Genomic DNA, 13,405 nt, shown 5'->3' with positions numbered 1-13,405 from the left:
CCACGTCACCGACGTCTCCGAGCGTTGGCTCCAACTAGCAACCGACGCGCATAATGGCCTGCGACCAAGATACGGTGCAGAAGCCTGCGAGCATCATTTTTCGTTCGCGAGCCAGTACGCTAAGGAGACAAGTCGCGGTGTCGGACGGACTTGGCTCTACGAAATCGCATTTGGCACGTCTGCATGAACGCCCTGATGTGTAAGCCAACGCCGTGTCATTCTCCGCCATGGCATGCTTCTGAGTGAAAGAAGGACAATGACGTCAAGAGATCTCGGTTCGACAGTTGATGGCCTTGGTCCAATACGGTCGCTGTTCCGGACACACTGTGCTGGACGGTTGCTGCGCAGATAAACCGGGGTATCAGTGACATCTCTCTAGCGTAATATCGTGACAGTTGAATTCGGGGATAGTGATGGGAAGAGCAAAGGAGCTGGCATTGCGAGAGGAGGAGCAGGGGTACTACTCAAACAATACCCATGTGTGTACGCGTTGCGTTGAGGACTATGCGCTACGCGATTTCATTAGGAAGACGGGAAGCACAGATCATCAGTGTTCGTATTGCAGCCCGAGGTCACGAGGCAAGACGAGCATACCATTCGACAGCTTAGTTGAGCGTATTATCGAAGGGATTGAGACGGAGTGGGGTGAACCGAATAATGAGGGAGTGGCGTGGGACGATGGATGGGTCGGAGATGTCTATGACTCCTACGATCTCCTGAATGATGAGTTGGACATTGGCTTCGCTTCGGACAAACTCCGTGAGGACGTCCAGTATTCTCTCAGTGACGGACAGTGGTGCCAAAAGAATTTCTACGAGCTCGAACCACACCAAGCGCTGTCGGCTGGGTGGCAAGACTTCACCAACGTGGTTAAACATGAATCGCGTTACGTGTTCTTTAGGCGCGAAGAATCGCGGGACGGATGGCGTGGCAGGGAGGAAATACCGCCTTCGGAGTTCCTGGATGCGCTCGGTTCGGTGATTTCGAGTTGCAACTTGTACACCAAGCTGGCGAAAGGAACGATCGTCTGCAGGCTGCGGGTTCACAATGTCGGTGAAAAATTCAGAATGGCTCGGGAGCTGGGCTCTCCACCGCCCGAGGCGGCCAAATACCCGAACAGGATGAGTGCGGCCGGAATTTCGGCTTTTTACGCGGCCTTTGATAAGAAGACAGCAGTCGCGGAGACGACGACTGAGCCCTCAAAGAAGCCTATGGCGGCAACTCTTGGGAAATTCGAACTCGTCAGAGATCTGCATCTCGTCGACTTTACCAAACTGCCGCCTTCGCCGAGTATCTTTGAGCCTGACTCGCACACACGGCGACACGGAATCCGGTTCCTGCACGATTTCCTGAGGGATTTCACTGCACCAATCAAAAAGGACGGACGGGAGCATATTGAGTACGTGCCGACACAGGTTGTAGCCGAGTATCTGCGTTTTGTGCATAAAGGTCGGAAAGGGCGCTCAATCGACGGGATCCTCTACCCAAGCGCTCGAAACCAAGATGCAGAGGCTTGCGTACTATTCATTGGGCCAGACGGCGCTTGTGATCCTGGGGAAGACGAAGCGTACAAGGTTGTAAAGCTCACGTCGGCCAAAACGTTCAAGTTGAAGTAGGCGAATGGAAGGGACTTCCCCGTCCCGAGGTATAGCCGGCCAACAAAGCTGGCGTTCCTCGAACATTACCGTTCGCTGCGCTTCAGTACTATCTGGAAACCATACTCGTACTCTCAGCGAGCCCTTTGTAGCCTGTTTTGCCTGTTATGTTGAGCTGGGCGCTGCCGCGGTCTCGGCGATGTCACTAGGTGGCGCAGCTTGATTTTTTTGTCTTTCGAAAGCCCGAATGTCCACGTAGTCGGTGTTGGCCAATATCCCTGTAGCAACTTGCTCGGCGATAAATTCCTTCCAGAGATTAAAGCAATCTCGTATCAAATCTACAGCATTAGGCTGAGAGGAATCCTCGCCGTTCTTAACCGATATACGTACAGTCACACTTCTCGCCTCCCTAGACGGCAACGAACCTGACAGTGTCATGGGAATTCGTGTAATTGACGGTCCAAGCCCTACCACCGACTTCGCACGCTTCCCCCCTTTTTTGGATTCAACCAAGCGTGCTTCGCTATGTTTGCGAGATCCGCGCACAATTGCAGCGACTCATGCGAATCGATAAATTCCTCGATTTTTGGCCGCATGGTCTCCGGCAGCCAGTCCTTAAGATGGTGGAGTTGGATCAGTGTGGCCAACACATCATCTTCATAGAAATACTGAGCATCCAATCTTTGCAGGCCCGTTCCAAACGAAGGATCAAGAACACGGGAGACGTAGCGTTGAACGCGGTGCCAATGCACACCGTACGACTTGGCAGCCTTCAGGTTTTGCTCACTAGAACCTGCGTGATAGCTCGATCTATCCGGACGGCGAATGAGATTTTTATGGCGGCTTTTCTGATCTGCATCAACAGTGGCCACGTCTACGGATAGCTCTGAACCGGCCAATTGGTCGACGATTCGGCGCCAAAGCCCCAGTGCCCCCAAAGCCATGCTTGCGAGCCGCTCTTGTTGTGGCTTCGGCAACCCCTTCGCGCGGACCTCAAGTGCTCGGATCTCCTCCTCTGCGAGTCCCTTCAAACCGTCGTAGGTACTTACGTTTTCAGCTGGCATATAACAAACCGTCGATCGAGAACTCAAACCATCGGGACATCCAATTCACTTGATGGCTGCTCTGTTTGCTCATCCGCCTTTGCGGAATAATAAGGATGACGTGAAACTAGTGTATCTGGATCAAGAATCCATAGCATCGGAGTCTCGTAAGCTAGGGTCCTACGACCACATACATACACATCGCGGCCCTCTCCATCAGACTTCTTCCATTCAACACCCAGGTAGCGTGCATTTAGATGCTCATAAACCTTCAGCACCTGAGGCGCACCTCCGATGTGTCCATTTCTAAATTTGAAACTATCCCCCGCGACATCGCGCAGCATATCCCTTACCACCTCAAATGGTTCCCAATCGAACTTGAAATTCTCGACTTGCTCGGGAGATCTTCCACGTTCATGCAATAGCTTTGTGAGCCGCTGCCTTGCTTCGTCCTCATACTCTTCATCTCCAGAGAAGATCCACGGCTGCCCATGCCACGTTTTCGCGGGCTCCGCTACGAAGTGGCTCAACTCCTTCACCAGCTTTGCGTGCTCAAATTTGCTTTTCGGGGGATTTCTCAGGTTGGGAACGTGGTAGTGGATTCTCCAAATTAAGAATTCCTTCCGTATCCATGAATAGCCACCAAATAAGAACTTCGCAGACGGAATCCCTTCATCACCCGACGCACCGTGTACCGTCGTCAATAGATCGTCGAAGACTTTCAAGACATGCGATTTCAGCACCGTTATATCTTGGGCACGCGTTGCGCTTTTTTCGTATGTCGAGATTGCATTTACAACTTGGTGCATAAGTGGGTACGCCCAATCGATACCGCCCGCAAAGCAAATGAAGGCATCCGAGCGCGGCAAGGTCAGCAATTTCTGGCCGCAATCCATCTTCTTTCCACCATTCAGCCTGCTGTCGGTCACGACAACGAGTTCCTTGCAATTTTTCAAGGTTCTAACCCATGCAGCGGTAATTGTCATCTCAATATTTTGATCTTTATCTATTCGGTCATGCAACGAAGGGGGGAGCTATTAGCTTAGCGAGCTTTGGAACACGACCACCAACGACTCCATCGAAACCTCTTGACAAAGAAACATCGTGTTCACGTTCTATGGCTCAAAAACTATCGGAACGGAAGATTGTACAGTTTCGCGTCTGGCCCTACAGCGGTTCCGCGCTGTCCCGGCGACGACCGTCCAATCGAGTAAGACGACACACGGCGTATGCACCACTTCCGGTTCTGAGCGGCCGAGCCGCGACGGAATTAGCTGTTAGGTCATTGATTACGTCTGCCGATGCTGTTGCCGGGCAAGTCATGCCTCCGCCAACAACTTGATCAGAAAGGGGAATTCGTGGCAGCAGATGGTATCGATCTGCTGACGAATTTGAGGGTGGGCGCTGCTATCGTGCGTGGTAACTGCCAGATAGTAGTTCTCACCTTCGTGTTTGGCGAACAGCAGCCACTCGCCGGTCATCGCCTCATCCTCACGGCGTCGCCCAAGGTTGCCGTGCACCACATCGTTTGCGACAGCCATCAAGTCCTCGGCCGTCATGAATCGCACTTCACCGGCTTCCTCAGCCTCGCAGATTTTTTGCTCAAAATATGGCATCCCGTACTTCTTTAGCGCGAGTTGTATGTTCTTCGCGAGCGACGGCAAGCCGTCCTGCAGATAATGCTTGTGCCACAACCCCTTCAGCGGCGGATGCCTATTCTGGATTGGAGCTTTGAGGCCTGTAGACACACCGGCCTCAAGCGCTTCAATTTCGCGAATTATTTTTCCTGGCTCCTGGAAGCCCGACTTCCAGCCACCGAACAAGTGAAGAACCAGGATAAGACTGTATCGGCCGGGGGCGATCCGATCCAAACCTATCATGTTGATGAAGCTTGCCAATTCGCTCTCTATCGCGTCGTCCCCTCCAGTCACTTTCCACTTTCGCTGCGGTTCTTCATTCGTTCTCATGCCCACCCCCGTCGTTTGTTGTCGGCTCACACGAGCATAGCAGCAGCGCGGGAAGCGGCCTGACTGCGCCGGACCAGCAGCAAGCCCGAGCTGTTGCGCTATTGAGATGTTCCTCTTCGACAATTGGATGTTGGCAACCGGCTGCAAAATCCGCCGTTCACATGGCAGGTTGTTGGCTCAGCGTCGGCGGGAATTGCCAGTCCAGCTAACTCCGGATTTCCAGTCCAGCAAAAGCGCACGTAGTCCGGCTAATTCCGGTCTCCTACAATTTGCGCGACCTTAGCAGCTGATGCCGCAAAAAAGGCGCTCCCCTCTCACCTTTTTTGACATAGCGCCACGTATGTATATTTCCGATCGTGTGAAAACGATCCGTCAGAAAAATGGAGGGCCTGCCGCATGGACGCGCACCCATCCGCCAGGGGCGCGCGCAGCGCCTGATCCGGCGTGCGGATCGCCGGATGGCCCGCGACGCGGGGTGCGCCGAACTGCGCATCGGCTGGGCGGCAGGGAACGCTGCGATGAGGCCCGGCGTCGTCACGCTCGGCGGGAGGCTCGCATCGCCAGCCGGCGTCCATCCTGTCGCGCGTGTCCTGGCCACAGCCCGCTCCACGCGCGCGCCAGGGCTGCCTCGGATTGAACGGTCAGTCTCCGGTCGGGCACCCACAGACGGTCGCGTTCGACGGCCCCCCGCGTTGGGCTCAGGGGCGGTGTGCGAGATATAGAAGTCTGGAACCCGCCGGAGGTGCGCCGTTCGGCCGCGAAACCCCCAAAGCCATCGGCACGCAAACCGAAGAAAAGTCGTGTGGGTCCTCCTGCAACCAGCCGGACGCGTCGAGTAGGGAAGTATCAACGTTGGCCAGCCACAGCGGCAAGGCCGGCCAGGCCGACATTCAACGACATTCCGCGGCAGATTACGCCAGAAGGCAACGTGCTTCGTGTGGCAGATGGCCAGCCTCGAATTGACGTTGAGCGCCTTGCGCATCAACGGTACGATGGCCTGTGCGCCAAGACAATGCGCGTCGAGATTCACGGCGAGCACACGGTGCCATTCCGCAGGCGTCATGTCTCCCAGCATTGCCAAGGGGTAAATGCCTGCGGCATGTACCAGAATGTCGGCCCGCCCGAACGTCTGTTCCACTCAGGTTGCAACGGTGGCCCAGCCCGCTGCAGTCGCAACGTCGGCAGCGATCGCGGGGGCACCGGTGTGTATTTGGTGGGGGGCATTGCCGCGGAGCCTGGCCATCCCGCAGCTGGCATGACGATCGCATTTCTCGCTGTGGCCATTGGTCAAACAGTGGGCGTCCCTGCCTTCGGCTTCCTGGCGAGTCGACTCACCATTGGGTACGCCATGGGCGCATTTGCATTGGTGGCGCTCGCCGCGGGCTGCACGCGCGAGTGGCTTACATCCGAAATCGGCGCTGCTGTAGTTTGCGGAGGCTAATCTGGTTCCCGTCGCATGAAAGCAACGAATAGGACGCCCCACTAATCGGGGGATGGGCATCGAAAATGACCGTCTAGGTCCATGAAATTGCCAGTCTTCTTGTATGCTGGCAGGCGCATCCCTTGGCAGGGATCATTATGCGTCTGTACTCCAGAAACAAGGGACGTTTCGAGACCGTAACTATCAACCGTGTCCTGCTGGATGGTTGAAGCATCGGAGTGGGTCATCCCTGCTTGCTAGGGAGGTGCAGGGAGCCCCCCTGAAGTGCCGCCAAGTCGCAAGACGTAGCCGTATCGCAGTTCAAATTTGAGGACGGGGTTATGAGTTTCGACCTTCGCAACGCGATCAACGCGATATCAGATGTTGTCCAGAATCGGCCGCCGCCACTACGCGAGTTTGATCAAATCTACATGAAGGTGGCCGACATGGTCATCCAGGCAGAGTACGTTGCTCGAGTCTTTGACAACAAAGACATCGTCTTTGTCGGTGACGGCGATGGAATCGCGCTGTCGGCAGCTCATCTAAAGGCACAGAATGTCGTCGATTACGGGCCAAAGTCCATCACGCTTTTGGATTTCGACGAGCGTATCGTGAAATCGGTGCAGCGATTCGGCGAGAAGCTGGCGCCTCATGTGACAATTTCGGCAGAACTTTACAACGTCGCCGATCCTTTGCCGTCGGGACACTTCGGCGCCTTCGACGGTTTTCACATTAACCCGCCCTGGGGCGCAAGCAACGGGGGGTCAAGTGTGACGGCTTTCTTTGAACGGGGAAGCCAGGCTACGAAGGAGAATAGCCTCGGAATTGTGGTCATTGCCGACGACCCTGATTTGCCGTGGACGCAATCTGTTCTGCGAGACACGCAATCGAGGGCGATCGAGCTCGGGTATGTCGTTGCTGAGATGCAACCGCAACTGCATCTCTATCACCTCGATGACAACCCTGATCTTCGGTCGTGTTCCTGCTTGTTCAGGCGGATCGACCCGGCCTGCATGGACCCGTCCTCCAAGCCCCTCGATCCGGGGAGGTTGCAGAATTTCTATGGTCGGAATTCGCCGTTGAAGGTCAAATACGTGCGGCAGAAGGACACATTGAACCCCGATCGAGAATCGGACCGCCTGTACACACTTGAAACAATGGAGGGGCAATGATGGATGACACATTGAAGCACGCGGGCCTCATCTTCATGAAGGTGGGGCTGCATGCGCAGGAAAGCATCGAAGACATCATCAAGCGTAAGCAACGCGAGTATGAGGAAGCGGGGTCGATCTTTTGGGGCTATGGGGGTAGCACTTGCCACCCTGTTACGATGGTGCAACCCTTTGCCAAGGCCATCCAGGCGCAGGGGCAGGATGTGCTTATCGTCATGCAGAAGATGAATTCCAAACACGCTGCGCCCCCCGAGGTCGCGAAGGAATACTCGGACGACGGCGTCGACTGGAAGCCAATTCCGAAGGGGATTGAGGTGCGTGGCTCGCGGTTTGCGCTTGTTCTGGACGAACTGCGACTGGATGAGTTTGAGGTGGACCTCGGGGAGCTTGCTGTAGGGGTAGGGCCGAGCCGCGGCAAGCGGGGAGACAAATATCTGATTAACCAGGCCGACAAAGGATGTTTTGTGTATTCCGAGCGGGAGATACCTGTTGCTCCAGAGGAGCGCGTCATCAAATCGATCGGCCTGGTTGCGCGCGTTAAGTCACCCTTCGCCGTCTTTGTCAGAAACTAATTCAGGTGGCGGATGGAGAAGAGGGCCCGTTGCTGCCCTGAGGTGGTTGATATAGGAATCCAGCGCTGAACGGACAGATTCTAGTGAGGCAGGCGCGGATACGCCAAAGATGTTGGTCAGCGCCCTATCCGCTTCCGGCTTGTTCCTGACCGCCGATTGAATGTCCTCAAAATCGCTTTCGACGAGGAAAGCAAACAGCAGCTCAAGGGAAAGGACGCGACTGTCCAGCGCCTCCCGAACGCCTGCCAAGCTTTCCTCTTCCCCAAGGGCGGTCAAGGCGCGCTTGTCCCCGGTAATAACGAAGGCATCCATGTTAGAGGCTGCGGCGGCCAGTAGCAGGGCCTCCCCTGGATCAATATTCGGAGGGGCGGAAAGCATATCGATCATGTCCGCATTCGCGTCCTCCAGCTTGATCGTGGTGGCGCCGGCGAGAAATTCCTCAAGACGCGTGGCACATTCCTCTGTCTTGCACCGACGTAGACGATTCTTCGCTGGCAGAAGCGTGTAGCCGGCAGTGTGCAGGACCTTCACGTCTTCCATCTTGAATCCAAACGTCGTCACGACCCTGTCCAGCAGGTCGTACTGTGCGAGCTTCAGTAGCGCGTCGTTGTCGATGAGCAGGGTCATCGTCTATGTCTAGTTGGGGGCAATCGTACCGGTGGTACGACGGAGAAACTCCAGTGTATCGTCGGGAAATACATCGGCGTCGATGTTTTTCCATAGTCCGTCATTGATCACCGATGGCGCCGGTGGATTGTTCCCCTGCAGTGTATTGGCTGCCGCGATTCCCACGGCCCACTGGCCCGAATGGTGTGCGAAGTTCAGGGCGATGTGAGCCGGGTCAATACGATTGATTTTTCCGTACTCGTATGCAGCGTTGGCAAGCGTCGGTGCATTCAGCCCTTCTTCAACAACGACGTATGTCGCATCACGACGACCATTCAGCAGTTCGATTGCAAAGGAGTCTGCAGCACGCTCGTCAAGATCGGCGTCCGCGAGCGCGTATGAGTCCTTCCCGAGTTCCTCGTCAATAAGGATTTCGTCTTCATCGATATGCCCCAGCGCCAGGTGGCCGACCTCATGAGCGAGGACGAATAGCTGCCATGCCCAAAGGTCAGCAGCTTTCGACAGGATGATCACGGGCCGACTCTTGGTTTGAACCACCATGCCATCCATTTTGGGGACGCCCGGTCCTAGCTCCGCCAAATGCACAACAGGTAGTCCGTTGGCCCAGCAATACATCAGAAGATTCCGTAGACCAAGCCATCGGCCGCCAAAATCGCGCATGACGGATTCTCGCAACAGTAGCGGGTCGTTCGGCGGTTGCTTGTATTCAAACGGGCAGGCAGCGGCAATAGACTCTGCGATAGCCACCGCCACCGAAGTTGCGGCGGTCAAATTCTTGGACCGATTGGGTATCGAGCGCTTGTATTTCGTATCCCTGCGCTTGAGGGATTCTACGTGTGGGGACTGAGCGAAAAGGGGGCTGGTTCGCAGGCCCAGTCGCTTCGCCAGAATGGCGGCGATCTCCATCGATGCACCTTCGTCCGAAAGCACATCTGGCGTTACCCATTCTGGCAGCAGCGAGGCTTGGAATTTGCGCGGATAGCCGGCCGCCTCCAGCGAGCCGAAGATCCTGTCTAAGCGATCAGAAGTTGTTTTCACGTCGGTCTCTGTTTGTCGCCTCGAGGCGAAGGTCGCAAATATTTCAGGCTTTGAAGGATCTCAAGGAGAGCCTTTCCGTGGGCTTCTGAGCCATCCCATGCCTCAATAATCGCATCGCGCAGCAGTTCATTGTATCCATGGCCGTTTTTTTCGGCCACGGTGCCGGGAATCCGATAGAAGTTGCATAGCTTACTGAATGATTCGCTGTGTCGAACTCGCGCCGTTGTGGCGTTTCGGAGTCGGGACACCGTGGGTTGACTTACCCCTGAGAGACGCGCGATCTCGCTAGCAGAGCGTCCATCGGCTTGTAGTTCTGTGATGAGGCGTTGTGCCGTGGCGGCACAGTTGGTTGGTTTCATTCTATTCATTATAGCTATTCATGATGAAATAATGAATGGTTGTGCTAGAATGCCACAACCTTGGGGATGCACATGAAACTGAAGAAACTGCCGTCCACGTTTTGCTGGTCGAAGATGGGTACGGAGTCGGGCGAAGACTTGTCGTCCATACTCTTGCGCAAAGAGTGGGAGCGGCAGCTCGGGAATGGGCAGTTCCTCTGGGGGATTGGCCAGTCATTGGGGGAGAATGCTGACCTCGCGACTGCCGATGGGGCGCCTTTGGTCGCCGTGTTCTCGCCGATGCCGAGCCGCCCGAAGTCGATTGACGTCGATCCAGGCGAAGTTGTTCTGTGGACCGCTTGGATTGATGGTGCTGGAGAGGCACGGCCCCTGCCGCGCCATGCTTTTGTGACGAGTCGAGCGACGCTGCCATCCGGGCGAAGGAAGGAAAGCCACTACGCTCTGGTGTGTTCTTCGCAAAGTGTACTTCAACCCATTCCAGAACTAAGTATTTCACCAGCCACATTGCGCAACTTGGGAACGGGAAAGGCGCTGGGTGCGTCACAGGTTACCGCTGTGGTGTCACACGATCATCACACCGAACCCGGTACGAAGCAGTATCCGGTGAGTTTCACGGTGTTGCTGGAGGCTCCCTATTGTGTCCGTCTCGCCAACCCAGTCACGCTGAAAAGCGTCGATGTCCGCGCACTTGAAGATGCGGCAAGATCGGGCAGCATTGATCGGTGGGCGACGGTGGTTACACAGTTGCGGCAACCAGTGCAGATGCCCAAGCCACGCGGACGTACCATCGATATGTTCGCTCCTGAGCCTTCCAATCTGGATGCTGCAGGAATCGATCGCGCGCTTGCATACGCCTGACCGATCTCATCCGCCGCGCTTGATCCCACGTGACGATATGGGTCGTGTCGTTTACCTGACCGGTGCGCCAGCAACGGGCAAAACCACTGTCTGCGATTCGCTCGTAGGCACGAATCGGAATCTGACTGTTCATTCGTACAGTCGACTACTTCGTGCGCATATCGAAGCTCGAGCAGGGAAGGTGCTTGCAACCGCTGACATTCGCGCGCAGTCCGGTACTGTAGTGACCCGCAGTGATGTTGCAGAAGTTGATCACCAACTTCTGCAACTGGTCGAGAGAGACCGTCAAACGGGAGACGTCATCATTGACAGTCATCCCGTAACGAAAGAGAGCTATGGATTTCGCGTAACTCCCTTCGTGCCGGATCACCTAAAGGCGCTAGCGATCGATTCGATTGTGTGCCTGTACGCACCGGCGGAGGTCCTGCGGCAACGCATTATGGCGGCGCCCGAAGGTCGACCGTTGCCGAGCGATTACGAACTATCCATGCACGTGCAGACTCAGGCCTCGCTCGCCGCGCAGTATGCCGTCTTGGCGGGATGTGCCTGTCATCTTGTGGATAGCTCCGGCTCTCCTGAGGAACTGCTCGCGCGCCTCACGCCGATTTTTCGATTCAACGTCTGAGCGTGCGCGCATCGAGTGCGGCCCTTCCAGGTATGGTGTGGCTGTCTAACCTGGCATGAGAGGCCGTCTTGCTCGTGAGGTACCTGCAAAAAAACAGGTGGACCGATCATTCGGTTGCCGAGCGCTCCCTGGGGTCATCGTACTTTCCGTGCATTTTCTGGCGGCATGCCCCGTAAAACCATTTGCAATCAATGGCTTACAAATGCTCCGTCGGCACGTGATTCCTTGCACCAAGAAACCCTGCTGCCGGCGCCTTTGCAGTCTGCTACCGCCATTTTTGACACGGAAAGTACGATGACCCCATGGTGCGCGCTTTGACGCGGTAAGGGCCCGACGTGACCAGCCGTACTTGATTGGTAGGAAACCCGTTGTTGAAGGGACCGACGTCGTCCGATCCATGAACGAGGCCGGACCCATACAACTTGTTCCAATTCATGCTCGTGAAGACCGGTGCACGAGCAATGAAAAGATATTTGCCCTTATAGGCAAATTTAAGCCAAGTGACGGTAGCGCTTTGATAGCCGTTGGAGGCTAATTCCGGCAGCTGTGCCAATAGCGCGGACGCTGAAAGCAGATCCGACTGCGTGACCTCGCCAAAGAAGCCGAGATTGGTGTCCCCAAACGCCAGCTGCTGGGGACCTGGACCGGAGTCGTAGTAGATGGGTTTTCCACCACCTCCCGACAGTAGCAACATTTCGAACATAACGTCCCATGAATTAAGAACCCATAGGATTTGACGTCATAAGCCAGGAGGTTACCTCCTGGCTAAATGTTCGCTATGTCTCGTAGATTCGTGCCACCAAAAAAAAAGAATCAGATCTCCAGCGGGTGGCGTCGCCCACCTGGACACTTAATCTTCCAACCAGTCACGCGACTCTCGCCATATGCAAGCTTAGGCCCGCCCGATACAATCGGCTCGCTTAGGGAGAAGCAATGAAAAAGACACTCGCCGCAGTCATCGCGGCCCTCGCAATGCAGGCGCCTCCGGCTCATGCAATCACGGTTGTCGGCACGCCGTCATGCGGCACTTGGGTAGCAGAGCGCGCCAAGAACGACTGGCTGAATGTCAAGAACATCGCCTGGCTGGTTGGCTATCTCACCGGCATGGCGGTTGCGACGGATGTCGATGCCCTCAAAAACACTGACAACGAATCGCTATATCTGTGGATGGACAATTGGTGCCGGGGGAATCCCTTGAAGAACGTCAGCGAGGGCGGCGTAGAGTTATTCAAGGAGCTAGCAAAGCGACGCTAGGAGAGATCGTCCCGCTTGAACTTGCCTGCGGCGTGGTAGGAGACCGCGCAAAAACGGGGGCAGACGAGGGACCGCTGCCGAGCGGCCGGCGCGCGTCAAGGTAGATGTCGCCTCATTCATGCAGCTAAGCGCTGGTTTCCAGCGGCTGGCTTGATACGGGTGGGCACGGCAATCTCGCGCTCTGGATTGAGCGTGACCGTGGCAATTGGTGACCAATCTCGAGTCTTGCATGACCAGCGGCGCGGGTTGCTCTCACGGGCCTTGGCGTACAACTCATGGCGCGCGGCGAGAATCTTGTCATCTTGTCCGGCGTGGCGCTGTGCTGGGCTCACGTAGCGGATGCCACTGTGCCTGTGCTCGTTGTTGTACCAGTGGACGAAGTCCGCTGCCCAGGTGCGCGCCGCGGTCAGATCAGCAAAGCCCTTGGACGGGAACTCCGGCCGATACTTGGCCGTGCGGAACAGGCTCTCGACGAACGCATTGTCATCGCTCACCCGTGGGCGCGAATACGACGGCTTGACGCCCAGCCAGTGCAACATCGCCAATACCGTGGTGGCCTTGAGCGTGGCACCATTGTCCCCGTGCAGCACCGGCTTGGCCGCCATGGCATGAATGCCCTCGGCCAGTGCCGTGCGTTTGACCAGGTGCGCCGCGTGGTCGGCGTCGTCGCGATCGTGGACCTCGAAGCCCACGATCTTGCGGCTGTAGACGTCTAAGCGGGTAAGAGAGCAGCGTCTCCGTTGCTCCCTCCCCAAAGAACCGCACAAGCGACTTTCACCGCATACGGCTCAAGCACAGCTGTAACCGTCCGCTGATGGCCGTGTAGACGCTTAAGGCGAATGTATCCAGAGTAGTCCCCATCAGAATTTGGCGGG

16 protein-coding genes are annotated in these 13,405 nt (G+C 56.0%); 7 read left to right on the top strand and 9 right to left on the bottom strand.

Annotated elements, in window-relative coordinates:
- Positions 1–413 precede the first annotated feature (413 nt).
- Positions 414–1,616: a HEPN-associated N-terminal domain-containing protein gene (locus J8I82_RS29445; protein ID WP_209762907.1), complete on the top strand. Its 1,203-nt coding sequence runs from the start codon at positions 414–416 to the stop codon at positions 1,614–1,616.
- A 446-nt stretch (positions 1,617–2,062) separates the two neighbouring features.
- Here J8I82_RS29445 and J8I82_RS29440 read toward each other — a convergent pair whose 3' ends face one another.
- The 4 genes from J8I82_RS29440 to J8I82_RS29425 form a co-directional block, all read right to left on the bottom strand.
- Positions 2,063–2,659, bottom strand: coding sequence for a hypothetical protein (locus J8I82_RS29440; RefSeq protein WP_209762904.1), 597 nt, complete (start codon positions 2,657–2,659; stop codon positions 2,063–2,065).
- A 23-nt stretch (positions 2,660–2,682) separates the two neighbouring features.
- Positions 2,683–3,624 carry a hypothetical protein gene (locus J8I82_RS29435; RefSeq protein ID WP_209762901.1) on the bottom strand — a complete coding sequence of 314 codons (942 nt, stop codon included), beginning with the start codon at positions 3,622–3,624 and terminating at the stop codon, positions 2,683–2,685.
- 333 nt (positions 3,625–3,957) lie between these two features.
- Positions 3,958–4,605 carry a hypothetical protein gene (locus J8I82_RS29430; RefSeq protein ID WP_209762898.1) on the bottom strand — a complete coding sequence of 216 codons (648 nt, stop codon included), beginning with the start codon at positions 4,603–4,605 and terminating at the stop codon, positions 3,958–3,960.
- A gap of 262 nt (positions 4,606–4,867) precedes the next feature.
- The gene (locus tag J8I82_RS29425; protein ID WP_284183214.1) at positions 4,868–5,743 is read right to left on the bottom strand and encodes an SDR family oxidoreductase; all 876 of its coding nucleotides are present in this window, start codon (positions 5,741–5,743) and stop codon (positions 4,868–4,870) included.
- A 117-nt stretch (positions 5,744–5,860) separates the two neighbouring features.
- Here J8I82_RS29425 and J8I82_RS29420 point away from each other — a divergent pair, with 117 nt between their 5' ends.
- The 3 genes from J8I82_RS29420 to J8I82_RS29410 all read left to right on the top strand — a co-directional run bounded on the left by J8I82_RS29420 (position 5,861) and on the right by J8I82_RS29410 (position 7,769).
- The gene (locus J8I82_RS29420; RefSeq protein WP_209763032.1) at positions 5,861–6,046 is read left to right on the top strand and encodes a hypothetical protein; all 186 of its coding nucleotides are present in this window, start codon (positions 5,861–5,863) and stop codon (positions 6,044–6,046) included.
- Positions 6,047–6,366: 320 nt separating this feature from the next.
- A complete protein-coding gene (locus J8I82_RS29415) occupies positions 6,367–7,197 on the top strand; it encodes a bis-aminopropyl spermidine synthase family protein (protein ID WP_209762895.1) in 831 nt (276 codons plus the stop codon).
- On the top strand, positions 7,194–7,769 hold the full coding sequence (locus J8I82_RS29410; protein ID WP_209762892.1) for a hypothetical protein: 576 nt from the start codon (positions 7,194–7,196) through the stop codon (positions 7,767–7,769). Before J8I82_RS29415 ends, J8I82_RS29410 begins: the two co-directional genes overlap by 4 nt.
- Here J8I82_RS29410 and J8I82_RS29405 read toward each other — a convergent pair.
- Genes J8I82_RS29405 through J8I82_RS38580 form a run of 3 tightly spaced genes read right to left on the bottom strand, consistent with a single transcriptional unit; the run spans position 7,740 to position 9,793 of the window.
- Complete coding sequence (locus J8I82_RS29405; protein ID WP_209762889.1) at positions 7,740–8,396, bottom strand: hypothetical protein; 657 nt, start codon at positions 8,394–8,396, stop codon at positions 7,740–7,742. The genes J8I82_RS29410 and J8I82_RS29405 overlap by 30 nt on opposite strands.
- 9 nt (positions 8,397–8,405) lie before the next feature.
- Positions 8,406–9,434: an ImmA/IrrE family metallo-endopeptidase gene (locus J8I82_RS29400; protein ID WP_209762886.1), complete on the bottom strand. Its 1,029-nt coding sequence runs from the start codon at positions 9,432–9,434 to the stop codon at positions 8,406–8,408.
- Positions 9,431–9,793: an AsnC family protein gene (locus J8I82_RS38580; protein WP_245180248.1), complete on the bottom strand. Its 363-nt coding sequence runs from the start codon at positions 9,791–9,793 to the stop codon at positions 9,431–9,433. Before J8I82_RS38580 ends, J8I82_RS29400 begins: the two co-directional genes overlap by 4 nt.
- Positions 9,794–9,865: 72 nt before the next feature.
- Between J8I82_RS38580 and J8I82_RS29395 the strand changes: the two genes are divergently transcribed.
- Positions 9,866–10,651, top strand: a complete 786-nt coding sequence (locus tag J8I82_RS29395; RefSeq protein ID WP_209762884.1) for a hypothetical protein — start codon at positions 9,866–9,868, stop codon at positions 10,649–10,651.
- On the top strand, positions 10,614–11,276 hold the full coding sequence (locus J8I82_RS29390; protein WP_209762881.1) for an AAA family ATPase: 663 nt from the start codon (positions 10,614–10,616) through the stop codon (positions 11,274–11,276). Before J8I82_RS29395 ends, J8I82_RS29390 begins: the two co-directional genes overlap by 38 nt.
- Before the next feature lie 265 nt (positions 11,277–11,541).
- On the opposite strand, the gene J8I82_RS29385 is transcribed toward J8I82_RS29390, so the two are convergent.
- Positions 11,542–11,979 (bottom strand): hypothetical protein, encoded by a 438-nt coding sequence (locus tag J8I82_RS29385; protein ID WP_209762878.1) that lies wholly within the window; start codon positions 11,977–11,979, stop codon positions 11,542–11,544.
- Positions 11,980–12,209: 230 nt separating this feature from the next.
- Between J8I82_RS29385 and J8I82_RS29380 the strand changes: the two genes are divergently transcribed.
- Positions 12,210–12,530 carry a hypothetical protein gene (locus J8I82_RS29380; RefSeq protein WP_209762875.1) on the top strand — a complete coding sequence of 107 codons (321 nt, stop codon included), beginning with the start codon at positions 12,210–12,212 and terminating at the stop codon, positions 12,528–12,530.
- Positions 12,531–12,646: 116 nt separating this feature from the next.
- On the opposite strand, the gene J8I82_RS29375 is transcribed toward J8I82_RS29380, so the two are convergent.
- Complete coding sequence (locus J8I82_RS29375) at positions 12,647–13,297, bottom strand: integrase core domain-containing protein (RefSeq protein WP_280908456.1); 651 nt, start codon at positions 13,295–13,297, stop codon at positions 12,647–12,649.
- Between the last annotated feature and the right edge of the window lie 108 nt (positions 13,298–13,405).

The organism is Cupriavidus consociatus, from assembly GCF_017814975.1.
Lineage (GTDB): Bacteria > Pseudomonadota > Gammaproteobacteria > Burkholderiales > Burkholderiaceae > Cupriavidus > Cupriavidus consociatus.
This window is presented reverse-complemented; position numbering and strand designations above follow the sequence as displayed.

Bases quoted from the DNA above. Each gene is read 5' to 3' on its own strand.
- J8I82_RS29380 (WP_209762875.1), top strand. From the start codon at position 12,210: ATGAAAAAGACACTCGCCGCAGTCATCGCGGCCCTCGCAATGCAGGCG.
- J8I82_RS29415 (WP_209762895.1), top strand. From the start codon at position 6,367: ATGAGTTTCGACCTTCGCAACGCGATCAACGCGATATCAGATGTTGTC.
- J8I82_RS38580 (WP_245180248.1), bottom strand. From the start codon at position 9,793: ATGAAACCAACCAACTGTGCCGCCACGGCACAACGCCTCATCACAGAA.
- J8I82_RS29410 (WP_209762892.1), top strand. From the start codon at position 7,194: ATGATGGATGACACATTGAAGCACGCGGGCCTCATCTTCATGAAGGTG.
- J8I82_RS29445 (WP_209762907.1), top strand. From the start codon at position 414: ATGGGAAGAGCAAAGGAGCTGGCATTGCGAGAGGAGGAGCAGGGGTAC.
- J8I82_RS29435 (WP_209762901.1), bottom strand. From the start codon at position 3,624: ATGACAATTACCGCTGCATGGGTTAGAACCTTGAAAAATTGCAAGGAA.
- J8I82_RS29420 (WP_209763032.1), top strand. From the start codon at position 5,861: ATGACGATCGCATTTCTCGCTGTGGCCATTGGTCAAACAGTGGGCGTC.
- J8I82_RS29405 (WP_209762889.1), bottom strand. From the start codon at position 8,396: ATGACCCTGCTCATCGACAACGACGCGCTACTGAAGCTCGCACAGTAC.
- J8I82_RS29385 (WP_209762878.1), bottom strand. From the start codon at position 11,979: ATGTTCGAAATGTTGCTACTGTCGGGAGGTGGTGGAAAACCCATCTAC.
- J8I82_RS29390 (WP_209762881.1), top strand. From the start codon at position 10,614: ATGCTGCAGGAATCGATCGCGCGCTTGCATACGCCTGACCGATCTCAT.
- J8I82_RS29430 (WP_209762898.1), bottom strand. From the start codon at position 4,605: ATGAGAACGAATGAAGAACCGCAGCGAAAGTGGAAAGTGACTGGAGGG.
- J8I82_RS29440 (WP_209762904.1), bottom strand. From the start codon at position 2,659: ATGCCAGCTGAAAACGTAAGTACCTACGACGGTTTGAAGGGACTCGCA.
- J8I82_RS29395 (WP_209762884.1), top strand. From the start codon at position 9,866: ATGAAACTGAAGAAACTGCCGTCCACGTTTTGCTGGTCGAAGATGGGT.